At 40.9% G+C, this 20,750-nt stretch carries 11 protein-coding genes; 9 read left to right on the top strand and 2 right to left on the bottom strand.

Features of this window, described 5'->3' with window-relative positions:
• The first annotated feature begins 18 nt into the window (after positions 1 to 18).
• The 6 genes from QNI15_RS28375 to bla all read left to right on the top strand — a co-directional run bounded on the left by QNI15_RS28375 (position 19) and on the right by bla (position 11,811).
• On the top strand, positions 19 to 384 hold the full coding sequence (locus QNI15_RS28375; RefSeq protein WP_313988967.1) for a hypothetical protein: 366 nt from the start codon (positions 19 to 21) through the stop codon (positions 382 to 384).
• 54 nt (positions 385 to 438) lie between these two features.
• Entirely contained in the window at positions 439 to 3,060 is a 2,622-nt protein-coding gene (locus QNI15_RS28370) for an ABC transporter permease (RefSeq protein WP_314002554.1), read from the top strand.
• A 17-nt stretch (positions 3,061 to 3,077) separates the two neighbouring features.
• Entirely contained in the window at positions 3,078 to 5,729 is a 2,652-nt protein-coding gene (locus QNI15_RS28365) for an ABC transporter permease (RefSeq protein WP_314035032.1), read from the top strand.
• 35 nt (positions 5,730 to 5,764) lie between these two features.
• Positions 5,765 to 8,128 (top strand): ABC transporter permease, encoded by a 2,364-nt coding sequence (locus tag QNI15_RS28360; RefSeq protein ID WP_314035030.1) that lies wholly within the window; start codon positions 5,765 to 5,767, stop codon positions 8,126 to 8,128.
• A gap of 18 nt (positions 8,129 to 8,146) precedes the next feature.
• Positions 8,147 to 10,735 (top strand): ABC transporter permease, encoded by a 2,589-nt coding sequence (locus QNI15_RS28355; RefSeq protein WP_314035028.1) that lies wholly within the window; start codon positions 8,147 to 8,149, stop codon positions 10,733 to 10,735.
• Positions 10,736 to 10,893: 158 nt separating this feature from the next.
• The gene (gene bla / locus QNI15_RS28350) at positions 10,894 to 11,811 is read left to right on the top strand and encodes a class A beta-lactamase, subclass A2 (RefSeq protein ID WP_314035026.1); all 918 of its coding nucleotides are present in this window, start codon (positions 10,894 to 10,896) and stop codon (positions 11,809 to 11,811) included.
• A 239-nt stretch (positions 11,812 to 12,050) separates the two neighbouring features.
• On the opposite strand, the gene QNI15_RS28345 is transcribed toward bla, so the two are convergent.
• Both QNI15_RS28345 and QNI15_RS28340 read right to left on the bottom strand, forming a co-directional pair.
• The gene (locus QNI15_RS28345; RefSeq protein ID WP_314002562.1) at positions 12,051 to 12,329 is read right to left on the bottom strand and encodes a hypothetical protein; all 279 of its coding nucleotides are present in this window, start codon (positions 12,327 to 12,329) and stop codon (positions 12,051 to 12,053) included.
• Positions 12,330 to 12,537: 208 nt separating this feature from the next.
• The gene (locus QNI15_RS28340) at positions 12,538 to 14,469 is read right to left on the bottom strand and encodes a tetratricopeptide repeat-containing sensor histidine kinase (protein WP_314002564.1); all 1,932 of its coding nucleotides are present in this window, start codon (positions 14,467 to 14,469) and stop codon (positions 12,538 to 12,540) included.
• Between the two features lie 576 nt (positions 14,470 to 15,045).
• On the opposite strand from QNI15_RS28340, the gene QNI15_RS28335 reads away from it, so the two are divergent.
• The 3 genes from QNI15_RS28335 (at position 15,046) to QNI15_RS28325 (ending at position 20,722) form a co-directional block, all read left to right on the top strand.
• The gene (locus QNI15_RS28335) at positions 15,046 to 15,933 is read left to right on the top strand and encodes a helix-turn-helix domain-containing protein (RefSeq protein WP_314035024.1); all 888 of its coding nucleotides are present in this window, start codon (positions 15,046 to 15,048) and stop codon (positions 15,931 to 15,933) included.
• Between the two features lie 370 nt (positions 15,934 to 16,303).
• A complete protein-coding gene (locus tag QNI15_RS28330) occupies positions 16,304 to 17,485 on the top strand; it encodes an efflux RND transporter periplasmic adaptor subunit (RefSeq protein WP_314035022.1) in 1,182 nt (393 codons plus the stop codon).
• 75 nt (positions 17,486 to 17,560) lie between these two features.
• Positions 17,561 to 20,722, top strand: coding sequence for an efflux RND transporter permease subunit (locus tag QNI15_RS28325; RefSeq protein WP_314035020.1), 3,162 nt, complete (start codon positions 17,561 to 17,563; stop codon positions 20,720 to 20,722).
• Positions 20,723 to 20,750 lie beyond the last annotated feature (28 nt).

Below are 20,750 nucleotides of genomic sequence, written 5' to 3'. Positions count from 1 at the left end.
TACTAAAACGTCTGTGTGATGAATAAAGAATTACTATATACAAATGAACATAAAAGGTCTTACAGAACATTCTGGCGGTGGCATATAGGAATCGATTTGCTTTTGCTTGTTCCGTATGTCTGGGCAGGCAGTGATGCCTTATACCGCTTTTATTATGGTCTATCGCTTAGAGATGAGCATGCCTTGTTGAATCTTCAGATTCTAACAGGAGTGTTTTTGGGTTATCTGGCTCATAGTACTTATCTGATATGCTGTATGGTTTATTTTTTCTTTACAAAAGATTTTCGGGTAGTCGGCTATCTCTCTTTTTACACTGTATTAATTGTGCTGCTAACATGTAGTGCGTATGCCTGTACAGCAGCTCTGCTTGTTTTTGGAATGTAATAATACTGCACACTCTATTGATACGATTTTACTGACTGTTTGATTCTGTTGATTATGAATACCAAAAATCATCCTACACAACCCCCTCGCTGGGCAGACCGCCTGCTGGAATGGTTTGTATCAGATCATCTGCTGGAAGACGTGCAGGGCGATTTGTATGAGATCTATCAGCGAAGAGTCAAACTAGTAGGTATAGCCAAAGCCCAAAGAGAATACGGATGGAATGTGATCCGGTATATCAATCCGTTTTTCAGAAAACAAAAAACTACTCACTATACTCAACCTTTGATATCAACAACTATGTTACGAAACTATTTTATTATCACCTGGCGGCAGCTACTGACTAACAAAGCCTATAGTTTCCTGAATATAGCCGGACTGGCTACAGGCATGAGTGTAGCCTTACTGATCGGACTATGGGTGTATCATCAGTACTCCTATGACCGTTTTCTGCCAGAGTCAGAGCAACTGTATCAGGTGAAACGTAACTTTGATGAAAATGGAGATAATACACTTACTTTTAATACTACCTCACTAAAACTGACAAATGTACTCCGTAGTGAAGTTCCCGAAATAGAGTATGTAGCAGAAAGTGACTGGATGGGGTCACATGGATTAAAAGTAGGGGAGACAAAGTTATTTAAGAATGGAGCAGTGATAGGACGTGATTTTTTGCAAATGTTTCAGTATCCACTACTGGAAGGAGATCCCAAAACTGCATTACATTCGGCCTATTCCATTGTACTTACAGAATCAACAGCCAAAGCTTTGTTTGGCGATGAAAACGCCATGGGAAAGATCGTGCGCTTTGATAATGACAACGATCTGAAGGTGACAGGCATTTTAAAAGATATTCCTTCCAACTCTTCCTTTCAGTTTAATTTCCTGGTTCCGTTTGACTACTATGAGCAAACCAAATCCTGGATAAAAGAGGCCCGTACAGGCAGCTTTGGAAATAATTCTTTCCAGATTTTTGTCAAGTTGAAAAAAGGTGCTGATTACGATCAGGTTCTCGCAAAAATAGGACCCATCGAACATACAGAAAAAGATAACGTCAATGCGATGCGATCTACAGTGATTATGCAGCCATTACAACGATGGCATTTATACTCCGAATACATCAATGGCAAGGATAGTGGTGGGTTTATTGAATATGTGCGTATTTTTAGTGTAATCGGAGTGTTGGTATTGCTAATTGCCTGTATCAACTTTATCAATCTGACTACTGCCCGCAGCGAAAAACGGGCGAAAGAAGTAGGTATTCGTAAGTCCATCGGTTCCGAACGCAAACAGCTTATCGCACAGTTTCTGGTAGAAGCTGTAGTATTGACAGGAATTGCCTTTGTACTGGCGTTCTTCCTATCCTGGGCTATTCTACCTGCATTTAACGCTCTAACAGCCGCACACATACATATTCCTTTTGCCAATGTCTATTTCTGGCTCATTACCATAGGGTTTGTGTGTATTACCGCTTTGCTGGCAGGTAGCAGACCCGCCTTTTATCTGTCTTCCTTTCAGCCTGTCAAAGTCCTGAAGGGGGCTATGCGAATGGGAAAAACAGCTTCCTTGCCCCGCAAAGTATTAGTAGTTGCGCAGTTTTGCTGCTCCATTGCGTTGATTACAGGGGCTATTGTCATCTACCAGCAAGTTCAGTATGCCAAAGACCGGCCTACAGGATATGATGTAAACCGACTCTTGTCAACGAGTGTAAACGGAGATCTGAGAAAGAATCATACTGCACTGAAAAATGAATTGCTTCAGAAGGGTATCATCGAATCCGTTACTACTTCTTCCAGTCCGGCAACAGATATTTCCTGGCATTCTACTCCTGAACAATGGCCTGGAAAACGTGCAGGTGAAACAGTAGAGTTAGGGGTGATTATCACAGACAACGAGTATTTTAAAACAATGGGAATGGCAATAAAAGATGGGCGAAATTTCTTTAGTGCAACAGATACCAACAGTGTTATTTTTAATGAAACAGCGATTAAGCGTTTACGCTTAGAAAATCCGATAGGTCAGCTAATTACTTTTAACGAAAAGCAATACCAGATTGCAGGAGTCGTAAAGGATGCTCTTATGATGTCTCCTTTCACAGCAGCTGATCCCACTATGTTTTTATGTACACCTGATGTACAGGATGAGATGATGTATCGGTTGTCACCACAGATCAAAACACAGGACGCTCTCCAGCAGCTTACAGCATTATTCACAAAGTATAATCCTTCGTATCCCTACACCTATGAGTTTACCGATGTAACATATGCCAAAAAGTTCAATCTGGAAGTACTAATCGGAAAGCTGGCAGGGATCTTTGCAGGCTTAGCCATCTTTATTTCCTGTCTGGGATTGTTTGGCCTGGCTGCTTATATGGCCGAACAACGCACCAAAGAGGTGGGTATTCGTAAAGTATTGGGTGCTTCGGTATTTAGTCTGTGGGAACTACTCTCCAAAGATTTTCTGGCACTTGTACTGATTGCCTTTGTGATAGCAACACCTATATCCTGGTACCTGCTCAATGGATGGCTCTCCCAATATGCTTATCATACACAAATTTCCTGGTGGGTGTTTGTGCTGACAGGCTTGGGTGCCTTAGGCATTGCGCTGGTTACTGTAAGTTTTCAGGCAATCAAGGCTGCCTTAATGAATCCTGTCAAGTCATTACGTTCTGAATAAGCACACTGAAAAAATCTATGGAACCCATTCCAAATCCGCCCCGCTGGGCAGATCGCCTGTTGGAATATTTCGTATCAGATCATCTGCTGGAAGACGTGCAGGGCGATTTGTATGAAATCTATCAGCGAAGAGCTAAGATGGTAGGTATAGCCAAAGCCCGTAGGGAATATGGATGGAATGCTGTGCGGTACGTCAATCCCTTTTTCAGAAGTTATAAATCCAATCATGACACTCAACCTCTATTCTCTACTTCTATGATTCAAAACTATATAAAAATAGCCCTACGTTCTCTCTGGAAAAGTAAAGGCTATGCCACTATCAATATACTGGGGCTTTCAGTGGCCTTCTGTATCTGCACATTTTTATTCTTAACTGCCTATAATCAGCTTACTTTTGACTCCTTTCATGCAGATAAAGACCGAATTTACCAGGCTTATTTATTCTTTAACAATCCTGATAAGCCAGAGCGAAGAGGACAGTTACCACTTCCGTTTGTTCCTGCTATCAAAGCTGAATATCCGGAGGTAGAGGCTGCTACACGTTTTGTGAACGAGAGAAGCCTTATCGAATACAAAGACAAATCGCTGGATAAAGTAATACGTTTGGTAGATGCTGATTTTCTGAAGATATTTTCGTTTCCTCTGATCAAAGGAAACCGGCAAACGGCTTTTCAGGAGCTAGGAAATATTGTATTAAATGAGACAACTGCCAATGCCTTATTTGGCACAGAAGATCCGATAGGAAAGCAGATTCAACTCAAAGACAATGGAGAAACAAAGAGCTACATCGTAACTGGAGTGCTGGCAGATGCCCCCACCAACTCGACAGTGCGATATGATGTGCTAGTCCGGATTGAGAATATACCCGGATATCACAGCCGACAGAATCAGTGGGATGATTTCTCACATACAGTATATGTAAAGCTTGCTGAAAACACCGATCCTGAAGCCCTTCAGAAAAAGCTAAAGCCATTCTCGCAAAAGTATTTTGTTTCTACCATTGAAACCATGAAGAAGAAGGGCGCCCATCCAGACCAGTATGGAGATCTGTTTGCGGTACGGTTTCAGAATCTATCTAAGCTTCACTTTGATAGTGAGCTCTCTGGTGGACCTCCTGTGACGGTTGTCTATGTATTGCTGGGGATAGCTCTCTTTATTCTGCTGATTGCCTGTTTTAACTTTATTAATCTGAGTATAGCCCGCTCCTTTACCCGTGCCCGTGAGGTGGGTGTGCGTAAATACCTGGGGGCTTTGAAGAGCCAGCTCTTTATGCAGATATGGGGTGAAACAACGGTAGTGTGTTTTCTCGGACTGATGGTGGGAGTAATGCTGGTAGTTCTGCTGGTGCCAGAGTTCAATGCTGCATTTGATGGGAAGATTAGCCTGAAATATGTACTCCAGCCAGGGGTTATTGTAGGGATACTGGTTATGTTTCTGTTTGTAACCTTGCTGGCAGGAGGATATCCAGCCTGGCAGATGTCACTGTTCAATGCTATTGAAGTACTCAAGGGAAAAATTACATTAAAGCGTCCTGGCTTTCTGCGTAATTCGCTGATAGTAACACAATTTGCCATGTCGTGTCTGCTTACCTGTTGCACCATACTGGCTGTTCAGCAAACAGATTATCTGCGTTCTGTGCCACTGGGCTTTGAAAAAGAACAGATTATCAGTATTCCGGTTGGCAACAAGTATGAGGGTAGACAAGTACTGCAACGCATGCGAAATAGATTTGCCAACGATCCATCAGTAATCGCTATCAGTGGTTCCAATGTGAATCTGGGACGTGGCAAAGACAATTCTACAAGTCGTGCCATGCTGGGGTTTGATTACAAAGGGAAGAATATAACTACAGATTGGTTGCTGGTAGATTACGATTATCTGAAAACTCTCAACATCAAATTATTGAACGGTAGAGAGTTTGAACGTGGCTATGCAGCGGATTCAGTTGATAAAGTAGTGATTACAGAAAGTATGGCTCAGGCACTTGGCGAAAAACAAGCCGTCAACTCCTATTTTCAGGTAGATAGTGGGGGAACCAAGTACCAGGTAATCGGACTGATTGCTGATTATCATTTGTATTCCCTTGCCCAGAAAAAATCGCCAATTACTATGCATATTTCCAGTACCGAAGGAATCAGCTACATTTTTGTCCGGGTAGCTCCGCAGAGTGTAAAAACAGCTATGAACAAGATGAGAGATACCTGGAAAGAGGTGGCTCCGGGTGCTGAATTTATTGGCTCGTTTGTAGATGAGAATGTCGACAGCTGGTATAAAAGCGAAGAGAAAATGTCACAGCTATTTTCAATTGCTTCTCTGGTTGCTATTCTATTGTCCTGTCTGGGATTGTTTGCGGTAGCTCTATTGGTAGTAGAACAACGTACCAAAGAAATCGGTATCCGTAAAGTGCTGGGTGCCAGCATTGCTAACCTGATCCTTATTCTTTCCAAAGATTTTCTCAAGCTGATCGTGATCGCACTGGCAATAGCTACTCCACTGGCTTGGTTTGGTATGCAACAGTGGCTCAATAGCTATCCATACAAGATTCAGATCAATGCATGGGTATTTGTAGGAGTAGGGGTGGCAGCAGTCTCAATTACTTTACTGACAGTCAGTTTTCAGGCAATCAAAGCTGCCTTAATGAATCCTGTCAAGTCATTACGTTCTGAATAAGGATTATATAGCTTTAACTCTCTGATATAAATACTATGGTAAGCAGTTATCTTCTGGTCACCTGGCGAAACCTGATTCGTAACAAAGTACTCTCTGCTATTAAGATCGTTGGACTGGGGATAGGAATAGCTTTATCATTACTGATATTTTTATGGGTAGCAGATGAGTGGCAGTATGATGCCTTTCATACCGAAGGAGATTTACTTTACAGAGTTTTGCTAACTCAGCGATATGATGATGGACAGGTCTCTACAGATGATCAGACTCCTAGTCTTCTGGCACAGGCATTGAAGAAAGAGTTTCCGGAGATTCAATATGCGGTAACCGTTACAACAGAAGAAAAGCTCTTGTTTCAAGTTGGAAAAATAACAGATAAAGAGCTAGGAGAGTATGCTGATGAAGCGTTCTTTGCAATGTTTGACTTTCCTCTTATGCAAGGCAATAAAAGAACTGTATTGTCTTTTCCCGATCAGGTAGTTATTTCGCAAAGACTAGCCCACAAATATTTTAGGGATCAGAATCCGATAGGTCAGATTATCCGGATTGATAAAAATACACTATGTAAAGTAAGTGGCGTATTCAGGGATATTCCTGATAATTCCTCTCTGAAATTTGATTTTTTGCTTCCTTTTAAAGCATTGGCAATCCAATATAAATGGGTGCACGACTGGAACGCAATCGGGCCACGTACATTTTTAAAATTACATAAAACGGCAGATGTACAAAAGCTGAATTCAAAGATTGAAAGCTATCTGAAAGATCGGCAAACAGAGTATCAATCCACATTGTCATTACAGGCATATGAAGATATGTATCTTCATAGCCGGTTTGCAAATGGTAAACAGGCTGGAGGACGAATCGAATATGTCTGGCTCTTTAGCATAGTTGCCATTTTTGTTCTCGTGATTGCTGCTATCAATTTTATGAATCTGACTGTAGCCGGAGCTGTAACACGATTCAAGGAGGTGGGCATACGTAAGATCAATGGTGCTTCACAAGGAATGATTGCGGGTCAATTCTTAGTAGAGACATTGTTGATTACTGTATTTGCCTGCTTGTTTGCGGTATTGCTCATTGCTATGATATTGCCTGCTTTTAATGATATAAGTGGAAAGCATATTCAGGTCACTGCGCATAACTTTCAGTTTGTTGGTGTAGTGTTTTTTTTATTTGTCTTACTGATAGGGATATCAGGACTCTATCCATCCTTGTTTCTATCGTCTGTTAAGCCTGTATCGGTTTTTAAAAGAACCTTTATATTTCGACCAGGAAGTTTGTGGTTTGGTAAAGGGTTGGTTGTCTTTCAGTTTAGTTTGTCAGGGTTATTGATCTTGGGGACTCTGATCATTCACCAACAGATGGAATATATTCAGGACAGAAATCTGGGGTTTGATAAGGAGAATCTGATCTATAAGGAGTTGGATGGCCGTTTAGTACAAAACTATAACGCTTTTAAAAATGAGTTGAACCAAAGATCTTCCATTCAGTCAATTACGGTTTGTAATCAACCTCCTATGCAGGTAGGAGGTACAATTACGTCTGTTGAATGGCCGGGAAAGAAACCAGATGAGAAAATAGCTTTTTCGTACTGGGGAGTAGGATATGGTTTTGTAAAAACCATGAATCTTCAACTAAAAGATGGAAGAGATTTTTCAGAACAGCTGACAACTGACTCTGTGAATGTCCTGCTTAATGAAGAAGCTGTAAAACGTATGGGTTTGCAAAATCCAGTAGGACAGCCTATTACATTACACAGGTCCTTTGTTGCCAAAGGCAGAATTATTGGTATAGTGAAAGATTTTCATCTTACATCACTTCATACAGCCATTGATCCGCTGATTATGTATCTGGATCCTATGCCTGAAGGATACATGTTAGTGAAAACTCTGCCCGGAAAGACCCGCCAGGCAATCGCAGACATGGAAAAGGTTCATAAAAAATACAATCCTGATTTTCCTTTTGACTATGATTTTGTCAATACTGCCTATACCAGGTTATATAAAAGTGAAGAGGTGATTAGTGTATTAAGTCTGTACTTTTCCTTCTTTGCCATTTTTATTTCATCCATAGGTTTATTAGGGCTAACCATTCTCACTACAACTCAACGCACCAAAGAAGTTGGCATTCGCAAAGTGTTGGGCGCTTCGGTAAGCCAGATTACACTATTGTTATCCAGTGATTTTCTAAAGCTGGTTTTACTAGCTAATGGTATTGCACTACCTGTTGGATGGTATGCTATGAACCAATGGCTACATAATTTTGCCTATAGAGCAGATGTTTCCTGGCAAGTATTTATGTGGACTTTAATTCTGGCCTTAGGTATAGCCTTTCTGACGATAAGTTTTCAGACAATCAAAGCTGCTTTACAGAACCCTGTTAAGAGTTTACGAACTGAATAAGCACACTAAATAAATCATATGGAACCCATTCCCAATCCCCCCCGCTGGGCAGATCGTTTGCTGGAGTATTTCGTGTCAAACCACCTGCTGGAAGATGTGCAGGGTGACCTATATGAGATCTATCAGCGAAGAGCTAAGATGGTAGGTATAGCCAAAGCCCGTAGGGAATATGGATGGAATGCTGTGCGGTACGTCAATCCGTTCTTTCGAAAACAAAAGTCTGGTCACTACACTCAACCTTTATTTTCTGCTACCATGATCCGAAATTATGTAAAAATAGCTGTTCGGGGACTGCTCCGTCACAAAAGCTATGCTTTTATCAATATTGCAGGGTTGGCATTAGGGCTTGCAGCTACGATTGTTATTCTTCTGATTGTTCGCAATGAATTGACCTATGATAGTTTTCATGCCAAGGCAGACCGAACGTATAGAGTGACTGTACGTGCCCTGGATTATAATCCAAGTGTGTCTTTTGCTATTGCACCTGCCTTGAGAAATGATTTTCCGGAAGCTGAAAATATTTCTCAGTTTTGGCACTGGCAGGAGGGAATGATAAAAATAGGGTCTGAACGGTATAGTGAAAAAGCACTTGCATTTGCAGATGATCAGTTTGTTCAGGTATTTAATTTTGACTGGGTAGAGGGAAATCCGAAAACGGCTCTTCAGGCCCCCAATTCTATTGTACTTACCGAATCTGCGGCACAAAAGTATTTTGGAAAGGAAGATCCTATCGGTAAAACTATTCAGCTAGAAAATCGCTGGGATTTAAGAGTAACAGGTGTGATGAAAGATCTCCCTTCCAATACACATTTTTCGTTTCGATTTTTGATATCCTGGGCAACCATCCAAAAAGATGCCGAGAAATCTCCCTTTTGGAATATACAGGGAGGTTTTACCTATGTTACTCTTCCAGAGAAGATAGCTGCCCAAAAAGTAGAAGCACTACTTCCTGCTTTTGTAGATAAAAACTGGGGAAAGGATATTGCAAAGGAGGCCAGATTACTATTGCAACCTTTACAGGAAATCCATTATGATAAACGTTATATGACACATATTGTTAAGACCAGAACCAAAGAAAGTATTTATGGACTACTGGGTGTCGCTGTATTTATCATACTATCAGCCTGTATCAACTTTGTGAATCTGGCAACCGCACAAGCTATCAGACGTGCTAAAGAAGTAGGTGTGCGAAAAACCATGGGCGCTTACCGGCGACAGCTGATAGGGCAGATGCTTGGTGAGACTTCTACATTGGTTTTTGTAGCTGTTATGGTAGCTATGGTATTAATTTCCTTTTTTATTCCGGTCTCAGAATCCTTACTGGACATCAGGCTTAGCAGTACACAGATTATGGAACCTGATGTACTAGGCATTATTGCCGGAATCGTTTTGCTTACTATTTTGCTGGCAGGATTGTATCCGGCACTTATTCAATCTGGCTTTGAGCCTGTTCAGGCTCTTAAGTCTAAGATCACAGACCAGTCTGTGGGTGGAGTTGGTCTACGTAAGGGATTAGTGGTTATGCAATTTGTCATTACTCAAGCCATTATTATTGCTACATTGGTTGTTGCCAGTCAAATGGATTTTTTCCTGAACCAGGATTTAGGGTTTACGAAAGATGCTGTTATTTCGTTTCCAGTTGGACAGAAAAGAGAAGTTTTGCTGCAAAAGCTGGCAAATAATCCTGGTGTACAACAAGTAAGTCTGGCTTCTGCTGGTCCGGCGTATAATTCAAGCTTTGCCCCTTTTATCGCCCCCGAGTTTGGCGTAACAGAAAATCAGGTGACAGAGTTAAAACGTATTGATGAAAATTATATGGATATGTTTCAGCTAAAGCTTCTGGCAGGAGAACCTATACGAAAAATCAATGGAGAAGATAGTATAAAGAGAATTGTGGTGAATCAGGCATTAATCCGCAAACTGGGCATTTTCGATCCTCAGAAGGCTATTGGAAAACAGATTCGTGGTGCAGGAGATCCTTGTGTAATTATAGGTGTAGTTAAAGATTTTCAGAGTGAATCCAAACATGCATTAATCCGGCCCTGTATATTGTCCTATAACCCCAAGAGTTTCTGGCAGGCCAATGTAAAGCTTCGTCCGGAGCGAATGCATGAAACGCTGGCATCTATTGAAGCGGACTGGACTGCACTAAACCCTGAGTCTTTGTTTACTTATGAATTTCTGGATGAACACATTGCAAAAAAATATGCACAGGAACAAAATGTGTACAATGCTTTCAGACTTTTTGCTACAATAGCTATTCTGATAGGATGCTTGGGCTTATATGGTTTGGTATCACTTATGACTGTACAGAAAACAAAAGAAGTAGGGATACGAAAAGTATTGGGTGCGTCAGTTAGTAGCATTGTATTGTTGTTTTCACGTCAGTTTATATGGCTTGTACTCATAGCCTTTGTCATTGCCGGACCACTCGTCTGGTATTTTATGAATCAGTGGCTACAAGAGTTTGCATATCATATTCAGTTAGGTCCGGTCATTTTTCTGATTTCACTGATCCTAACTATTCTTATTGCTGCTCTTACTATCGGATATCAGAGTATTAAAGCAGCTTTGGCCAATCCGATTAAAAGTTTACGTTCTGAGTAGAAGAATAACCGCTTTGGTAGAGTAAATACCCTGCACTCTTCAATCTATCTGGTTGGAGAGTGCATTTTTTATGGTAAGTGAATCCAACTAAATGAAAACCATATAGAGTATGCTAATGGTTTCTCCAATTTGCTTTATCTTAAACACCCGATATATTTATGTTTTTTGTCTATATGAACTACCTTCAAACCATTACATTTCGTCTTGTAGTTATTTTTCTTCTTTGCTCAACAGTGGGGTTTAGTCAATCAATTACCAGAAAAGAAGTTGAGGGCAAAATTACCAGCCTTATTCGTTCTTCTCACTCTGATGTAGGGGTTGCTGTGCTGGATCTGGATTCCGGAGAAAAGATGGGATTCAATAATAAAAAACATTACCCTATGCAGAGTGTCTTTAAATTTCACCTGGGATTAGCTGTATTGAAAAAGATAGACGAAGGTGTTTTGTCATTGGACCAGATAGTGGATGTGAAAAAAGAAAAGCTGGATACAAATACCTGGAGTCCGATGATAAAAGAGTATCCCAATCAGGATCTGCATGTTTCGATAAAAGATCTACTCAGATACACCGTAGAACAAAGTGATAACAATGCCTGTGATATCTTATTTGAACTAGTGGGTGGACCTGCAAAAGTCAATGCTTATATCCATAGCACAGGGGTACAGGATATTAAGATCTCTGCTACAGAAGGTGAGATGAAAAAGGCATGGTCTGTTCAGTTTACCAACTGGTCTACACCCACGGCTGCCGTTCAACTACTTGAAAAATTTTATAAGGGCAATCTCCTCAAAAAAGCGCAGCATGACTTTTTATGGGAACTGTTGGTACATTCGATACGATCTGAACGCCTGCAGACCGCCTTACCAAAGGATGCAGTAGTGGGGCATAAATCTGGTACTTCAGGCCGGAATGCACAAGGTGTGCGGGCTGCTTTTAATGACATTGGCATTGTGAACTTGTCTAATGGAAAACATTTTGCTATTGCTTTGTTTGTATCAGATAGCAAAGAAAGTGATGAGGCTACTATACAACTTATGAAAGATATAACAAAAGTTGTATGGGAATATTATAAATGAGAAGGAAGCGTCATGGCAACATTCCTACTTTGTGGGATGTAGTTGAATAGTATAATCTGGTTTTCCTATTCGACGTACTGTTACTGTAGACGAAAGCTTTCGTCCGGTTACTTAGCCTATTTTACGAAAATTAAAGCTGACACTTCAGGAAAGGCAGGATCTGGAAGCTTTTTTACGAATACTAGGAACTATAGCTCAACGCGTTAATCCTCCAGATCTTCCTTTGTAAATAATAGTTGTTAACAATTATCGGGTGCACTGCCTGGCACACGGAATATATGTTGTATTTGTATCTGATTGATATGAGTAAGCTTTGTGCCCCATTGTAGTTTGTTTGCATGGGCAAACAGCTGTTCAAGACTGGCAAAATTAGCTGTCATATCGGGGTTAAGATGGACACAGTGTATCCAATCAGGCTTGATTAAAAAACGAATATTTTGTGTGTTGACTACAAGTGTTCCGTTAAGTCCTTTTTTAATTAGTTTGGCTCCGCTTAGCTGGGGGTCTTTTTCTGACATTTTCTGTATTTTAATTAGTTTATCTGTAAACTGTTTGCGATTTGCAAAAAAACAATCACTTTACAAAATCAAAAGTGATTGTATATTGTTGTAATAGAGCCTGTTATTGTTGAAGTGTTACAATAATACTTTCTGCTAAGGTAGGTAGTGTGTATGAGTGATATGTCTTGGCTGAAATACAAAAAAGAGTAGTTGATGAACTGTTTTTTTAGATGTTTCTCGACTTCATATCACTCTCTGGCATAAAGGCATCCTGGACTTCATCTGTACAAGGAGCTTGTGGTAGATGAATAGAGAAGGTACTTCCTGCACCTTTCTGACTTTTTACAGTTATCTTTCCATTGTTCTTGCGTATAAATTCCTGGCATAACACAAGCCCCATACCAGTGCCTTTTTCACCTTCTGTTCCTTGTGACTGACGTATGTTGTCCAGTTTGAACAGATCCTCTATTTTTTCGATGGTCATACCCTGGCCATTGTCTTCTACTGATAAAATCACTGTAAGATTGTTTTCTTCGGCATAAATACTAATGCATCCTTGACGGGAGGTAAATTTAATGGCATTATTGACCAGATTTCTAAGTACAAACTCGATCTGATTAGGATCAGCATATATAGTAAGGTTAGGTGGAATATCTGTATGGAGATCAATCTGTTTTTGCTGGGCTATATCTCCATAGGTATCTTTGATTTTCTCTACAAGTTCAGCAACAGAAGTAACCGAAAATTCCGGTGGGCTAGCCTGCATTTGAGAATGTGCCCAAATAATCAAATTATTGGCTAGACCAAGTGTATTATGCAGTTTTTTGCTGAACTCATCCATGATAGATTGAAGTTCCTTGGGTGAAAACATCTCCATATCCTGGGCCAGGAGATTTACCAAACCACTCATACTATTGAGAGGAGAAACCATGTCATGGGCAATGATCTTAAAGAATTTATCCTTAGCTGCATTATTTTCTTCCAGCTTCTGCGACTTCTCATGGATAATATCTTTCTGTTTTAACAATTCAGTAACCAGCTTTCTTCGGGTCAGATAGAGAAATAATACTACAATACAAACCAGACACAGTAATGTAGATATAACAATAGTAAGCGTCAGCAATTGTTTTTGATCCTCAATTACTTCCTGTTTTAGCGCATGCTGCCGAACGAGGTGTTGATTATCATTGGATAGTTTGAGTGCATCCAGTACAGACCCTACCATTGCTGCTTTATCACGATTTTGCCATACAATGAGATCATCATTGGCTTTGGTATACTCATCAAGCAGTTGCTGAGCAGCCGGAAAATTTTTTTTCTGAAGATAATAACTGCTCAGATATTGGTAGGAAGTCCGAAGATGAAGGGAGTAAATGTTATTTTTCGACAATAAAAATGCCTCCTTGAGATAGTTGCATTCCTGTTCTGCCTGTCCATTTTGATGAGCAATTCGACTTAACTGGATCATCGCATCAGCTGCTGATTCTTTGATCGCATTTTTGCCAAGCGTTTTGTAGAGTTGCAACACCCGATGAAAACTTCTGGCTGCATCTGCCAATTGATTTTCCCGAAAATGAATAGATCCTTTTAACCGATAGCCCAGCATCAGACCCCGCTGAAAATATAAAGACTGATAAATGCGAATACACTCTTCTGCATGTATAGATGCATCCTGTAGTTTTCCTGAGAAAAATTCTGCATCCCCCAGATTATACAGACAGATAGCGGTTCTCTCTGCCAGTTGTTTTTGTTGGAAAATAGCCAACGCTTTATTATGATAATTTATAGCTTTAGCATATGACTGATTATTTTTATACAATACACCCAGCGTCATATAACAATTGCCCAAACCTACTGTATCATGTATTTGTTCAAACAGATGTATGGCTTTCTGAACAAATTCCAGTGTAAAGTAAAATGACTCCTGAGCCGCATACATAGAAGCCAGATTTCGGTATGCATATGCCTCACCTTGCTTATTGCCTGTTCGAAGACTGAGTTCTAATGCACTTTGTGCAAACCCTGCCCCCTGACTGGCAGATATGTAGGCATATTCTCTGGATAAATAATTCAGGGATTCAATTCGTACAGAATCTGTAAGAGTTGAATCTGCAAGTTTTGTCTGCAGACTATCTACAATTGTATTTTGAGCGTTCAAAGGATGACTTATACCCAACCACCCAATAAACATCACAAAAAATAATTTATACCAGGATATACCACTCATCTACTACAAACAATTAATTGGATTATCTTTTGTCTCGGGGTTATCTATTGTATTTATTATCTGTCAGCAGCTTATGTAATTACATTTTAGACGAATACTGGATATGCGGATACCAAACTGCTTATTAGATGGATTTATGAAAATAAAGAGTATCTGCTGATTGAATAGTTTACTACTAAGTTTCAGAATGAATATTATTCTGAAAACAAACAACTAAGATGTATTTGCGGAATCTCAACATACGTATAGGTATTAAAGACTATATACTACGTATGAATGCATAAGTATGGCTCGTAGAAGGGTACTAGTTGCTAAGTAATAAAAAAACACATAGAAAAGCAATTTCTCCTGAATGGGAACTTTCAGATACAGTATACCATTGTAATACTGAAAGATAAACAGGAAGCGCTATCACCCTTTACTTCATTTCTAACGAAATGCCAATGGCTTTCTCATCCTGATAAATACTTTTAACTAGCTCCTATTATACTTAACCTCTACAAACCTATGCTTGAAAGATCTTTGGTTGATATCCCTTTATACCGGCTGGAAGAATGTTCCAATGGGTCTTATTTTATAGTGGAAAAGTGGACCTATGAAGATGATGAATGTCCGTTACTAAATGAGCCTCACCGTAATGATGGATATGGGGTAGATTTATTGCTGACGGGCAGTGCTAATTACTCTATTGATTTTAAAGAATTTACTGTACATGCTCCTGCATTGGTACTGATCGGCCCCGAGCAGATCCACAAGAAAAGTATTGAGCCAGGTACAGAACTGATTACAATTGCCTTTATGAGTTATTTTCTGACCAATGAAACAGAAGATATGGTGGGCTACCTGGAATGTATGCTTCGCTCAAATGTGATAGAGCTGGACCAGCAACAGTTAAGAGATATTCTGCCTTTGACAGAGTACTTGCTCCGTGAGTCCGAAACAAATCAACCTTACAAGGATTCTGTTGTTCGCAATCTGTTGAATACATTTCTGATTGCGTGTGCCCGAATGCAGAAAACCTGTGTCAGTCAATACATGGCCAATATAGAAAAAGGACAATTGGTAAGTCGGTTCAGATTGCTGGTGAATCAGCATTTTGCCCAAAAAGTACAGGTTTCTCAATATGCAGATTTGCTGCATGTGACCCCAGGTCACCTCAATGATACCATTAAGGCTGCGGTTGGAAAAACAGCCAAACAGATTATCGATGAGAAAAGAGTGCTGGAAGCCAAGCGGTTACTGTTCTGGGGTAATAGTGCCGTCAAGGAAATCAGCTGGAAACTGAACTTTGAAGATGATGCCTATTTTCATCGGTTCTTTAAGAAACATACCGGGTTAACTCCACTGGAATTTCAACTATCCGCGAAAAGTACAGTTGGTTCCGTAATTATGTAAATCATTTTATACCGGAAGTCTTTTACCTTTGTCCTATTGATTCTTAACTATTACAGGACATAGACACACACCTATTCTCCTATGGCTTCCGGTATTTTTACTTGCACAGGTCCGCAGTTAGTCTGTTGTTGCCACCACTGATCTGAAAGTATATCCTATCTCTGTTGAAGATTGGTGCTGGTATGAATAATGCATGCCTTGATATCCCCATGCCTTTGACTCCATAACCTGTTTGTCAACAGAAGTTGCCAGTAGATTTAATAGACAGAATTTCCAATAAGAAAAACTTTCAGAGAGAAAGTCTGATGGGAATGCTATGTCCTGAAAGATAAGAGCCAGATATATTTTTTAACTATTAACCGTATAATCTATGCAACCGTTAAACCATTCAAAACTCGTTTCTGCAATTACTAATGTATTTCTTCATAGTCTGTTGCTAGGCCTTCTTTATGCCTGTGGCGGCAATTCAGAACAAGTTGGAAACCAGATGGAAACACCAGAAATTCCAGTGTTGGAAGTGAAGTCGATGTCTGCAAGTACCTATCGGGATATACCCGCTACACTGGAAGGAAAAGTGAATGTAGAACTTCGACCGCAGGTAGATGGCTACCTGGAAAAGATTTATATTGATGAGGGGGCCTTTGTCACAAAAGGACAACCATTGTTTCAAATCAACGATGCTCCTTATCAAGAACAGCTACATACAGCAGAGGCAAGTTTACTGGCTGCCAAAGCCAGTGTAACCAAAGCAAAGCTAGAAGTAGATCGCTTGTCGCCATTGGTACAAAATAAGGTGGTGTCAGAAATACAACTTCAATCAGCACAGGCTGCTTATGAGGCAGCAAAGGCCAATGAAGCACAGGCACAAGCTATGGTATCCAGTGCTCGGATCAATCTGAGTTATACTCATATTACTGCTCCTGTAAGCGGATATGTTGGCAGGATTCCTTATAAAACAGGTAGTCTGGTAGGACGCAGTGAATCACAACCTCTTACTGTCTTATCGGATGTAAATGAGATGTATGCGTATTTTTCCATGAGCGAATCCGAATTCCTGAAGTTTAAAGAACGGTTTCCCGGTAATACGATACAGGAAAAGATTACACATCTTCCTCCGGTTCAGTTAGTGCTTTCTGATAATAGCTTGTTTCCTCAACCTGGAAAGATAGAAACCCTGGAAGGACAGTTTAACAAAACGATGGGATCGATTAGTTTTCGGGCCGTTTTCTCAAATCCTGGCGGCTTGTTACGTTCCGGTAATACAGGCAAAGTCCGAATGCCTAATCTTTACAATACGGCTATGGTAATTCCACAGGAGGCTACCTTTGAATTACAGGATCAGGTACTGGTATTTACTGTCACAGATAGCAATAAGGTAGTTAGCCGACCTGTGCAGATTGCAGATCAGAGTGGCAATTATTATCTGGTGGGCAATGGGATAAAAGCAGGTGAACAGATAGTTTTTGCCGGACATAACCGGTTAAGAGATGGCGCACTGATCAAACCACAACGTGTATCACTAGATAGTTTGCTACAAGCCAATCCTTTGTAAGTCTACTCCATTTTATTCTGGAATTTAACGTCATAAGGGACCCGTTTTTCGGGTCTCCAGCTAACTCTATTTTTTATGTTACAAAAATTTATTGAAAGACCCGTACTAGCTACGGTTGTCTCCATCCTCCTGGTGCTACTGGGAGTCATATCACTGGTGTCTTTACCGGTGACACAGTTTCCGGACATTGCTCCGCCCAGTGTACAGGTACAGGCCAATTATCCGGGTGCCAATGCAGAAGTGGTGGCCCGTTCGGTAGCTACTCCTATCGAAGAAGCTGTCAATGGAGTGGAGAATATGACCTACATGACCTCTAACTCCAACAATGATGGCACTATGACATTGAGCGTCTATTTTAAACTGGGAACTGACCCGAATCAGGCTGCTGTCAATGTACAGAACCGGGTAGACAAAGTAACTAGTCAATTGCCACAGGAAGTTATTCAGGCTGGTATCAGTACACAGAAGCAGCAGAACAGTATGATTATGGTACTGAACCTGTTCAGTGACGAGGAACGCTACAATGAAACGTTTCTGCAAAACTATGCCCGTATCAATATCATTCCGGAGATTCAGCGTGTGCCGGGTGTTGGACAGGCTATGACCTTTGGCTCCAAGGACTATGCTATGCGAATCTGGCTGAAACCTGATCGTTTGGCTGCGTATCAGTTATCTCCACAGGAGGTGATGGCTGCTATTCAGGAGCAAAATCTGGAAGCTGCACCTGGTCGGTTGGGTGAGAATAGCCTGGAATCGTTTGAATATGTTATCAAATACAAAGGCAAACGTAACAAAGGAACTCAGTTTGAAGATATTATTCTGAAAGCCAATCCAGATGGTTCGTTTCTGCATCTGAAAGATGTAGCCCGTGTAGAACTGGGTTCATTTACCTATAATAATAACACTCACGTAAATGGCAAACACGGAATCGGGATTGCGATCTATCAGACAGCAGGGTCTAATGCCAATGACATTCAGACACAAATCAATGCCTTATTCAAAAAAGCTACCGAAGCTCTTCCTGCAGGTATAGATCATACTATTATTTATAGTACTAAAGAGTATCTGGATGAGTCTATTGAGCAGGTAAAACATACACTGGTAGAAGCATTTATACTGGTGGTGATTGTGGTGTTTATTTTCTTACAGAATTTCAGAGCTACCCTGATTCCTGCTGTTGCAGTGCCTGTAGCTATTATTGGTACGTTTTTCTTCATGCAGTTATTCGGCTTCAGTATCAATTTGCTTACGTTGTTTGCTTTGATTCTGGCAATTGGTATTGTAGTGGATGATGCCATTGTGGTAGTAGAAGCGGTGCATACCAAAATGGAGGGAACACATCTGTCTCCACAGATTGCTACAATTCGTTCCATGCAGGAGATTTCAGGTGCTATTATATCTATCACACTGGTAATGTCGGCAGTATTTATTCCGGTAGGGTTTATGCAAGGTCCTGCTGGTGTATTTTATCGGCAGTTTGCCTTTACATTGGCTATTGCCATTCTGATTTCTGCTATTAACGCCTTGACACTGAGTCCTGCGTTGTGTGCACTATTGCTGAAAGACCATTCAGAAGAGAGTTCTCACGGCAAACAAAACTTTGCAGATCGGTTCTTTCATTCCTTCAATTCAGGATTTGAAGCAATTACCAATAAATATGTAGGTGCACTTCGGTTTCTGGTTCGCCGGAAATGGTTGGCAATTGCCGGTCTCGTACTGGTGACCGGTGTTACCGTATGGATTGTGCGTAGTACGCCAACCGGTTTCATTCCTAATGAAGACCAGTCGTTTATGGTATATTCGATTACCATGCCTGCGGGTTCTTCCCTGCAACGTACACAGCATGTGGTGGAAAAAGTAGATAGCATTCTGGCTAGTATGGATGCGGTTCGGGAATACATAGGAGTAACCGGAATGAATATTCTAACCAACTCCATTAGCTCCAATTATGCAGTAGGTTTTGTGAGACTAAAGCCTAACGAAGAGCGGGGAGAGGTACGTGATCTCAATCAGGTAATGCAACTGGCAAATCAGAGGTTGGCCAGTATCAAGGAAGCCAACGTGTTGTTATTCAATTTGCCTACAGTACCAGGCTTCAGCAACATGGGGGGATTTGAGTTGATGTTGCAGGACAGAGCCAGTGGTTCACTGGACGGATTGGGACAAACTGCCAATGCTTTTATTGGCGAGTTGATGAAACGCAAAGAGATAGCGTTTGCTTTTACTACATTCAGTACCGCCAATCCGCAACTGATGCTGGAAGTAGATGAGAAAAAAGCCAAACAACTAGGTGTCTCCATCAGCAGTTTATTACAGACTATGCAGGTATACTACGGTAGCAGTTTTGTGTCAGACTTTAACCGGTTTGGGAAGTTCTACCGGGTTATTATACAGGCAGAAGCAGATCAGCGTGCAACGCCAACATCTCTGGCAGGTATATATGTGAAAAACCAGACAGGGGAGATGGTACCTGTAAATACACTTGTCTCTCTGAAACGGGTATTTGGAACCCAGACAGTAACCCGAAACAACCTGTTCAACTCTGTAATGATCAATGGGCAGCCTGCTCCTGGTTATAGTTCTGGTGATGCTATCAAAGCAGTAGAGCAAGTTGCCAAGAAACACTTACCACGTACCTATTCCTATGAATGGACAGGTATGTCGAAGGAAGAAATAGCTTCTGGCGGACAATCCGGTGTGATCTTCCTATTGTGTCTGGTGTTTGTGTACTTCCTGCTGGCAGCTCAGTTTGAGAGTTATATCTTACCTTTCTCTGTCATTCTGTCTATACCTCCGGGAATTTTGGGTGTATTCCTGTTCATTAACCCTGCTGGAATTGATAACAATATTTATGTACAGGTAGGGTTGATTATGTTGATAGGGTTGCTCTCCAAAAATGCCATTCTGATTGTTGAATATGCTTTACAACGTCGTCAGGCAGGCATGGGCTTGCTGGCATCAGCTCTGGAAGCGGCAAGGCTTCGATTACGACCTATTCTGATGACATCCTTTGCCTTTATTGCCGGACTGGTTCCTTTGATGCGGGCAACAGGCTCCTCTGCGATGGGAAATAAATCCATCAGTATCGGTGCGGCAGGAGGGATGCTTACAGGTGTAGTACTAGGGTTGTTTATTATTCCGGTTCTGTTTGTGATTTGTCAGCACGTACAGGAAAAAATAAAACGTCCCAAATCTGTAGTCAAGCATCATGAAGAAGTAGAAGCTGTGGCTCCCTAGTAATCTATAACAGTCTATTCTTCAGATT

The sequence above is a fragment of the Xanthocytophaga flava genome (assembly GCF_030068545.1).
Lineage (GTDB): Bacteria > Bacteroidota > Bacteroidia > Cytophagales > 172606-1 > Xanthocytophaga > Xanthocytophaga flava.
The sequence above is the reverse complement of the archived record's forward strand: the minus strand, read 5'-3'. Positions and strand labels throughout refer to the sequence as shown.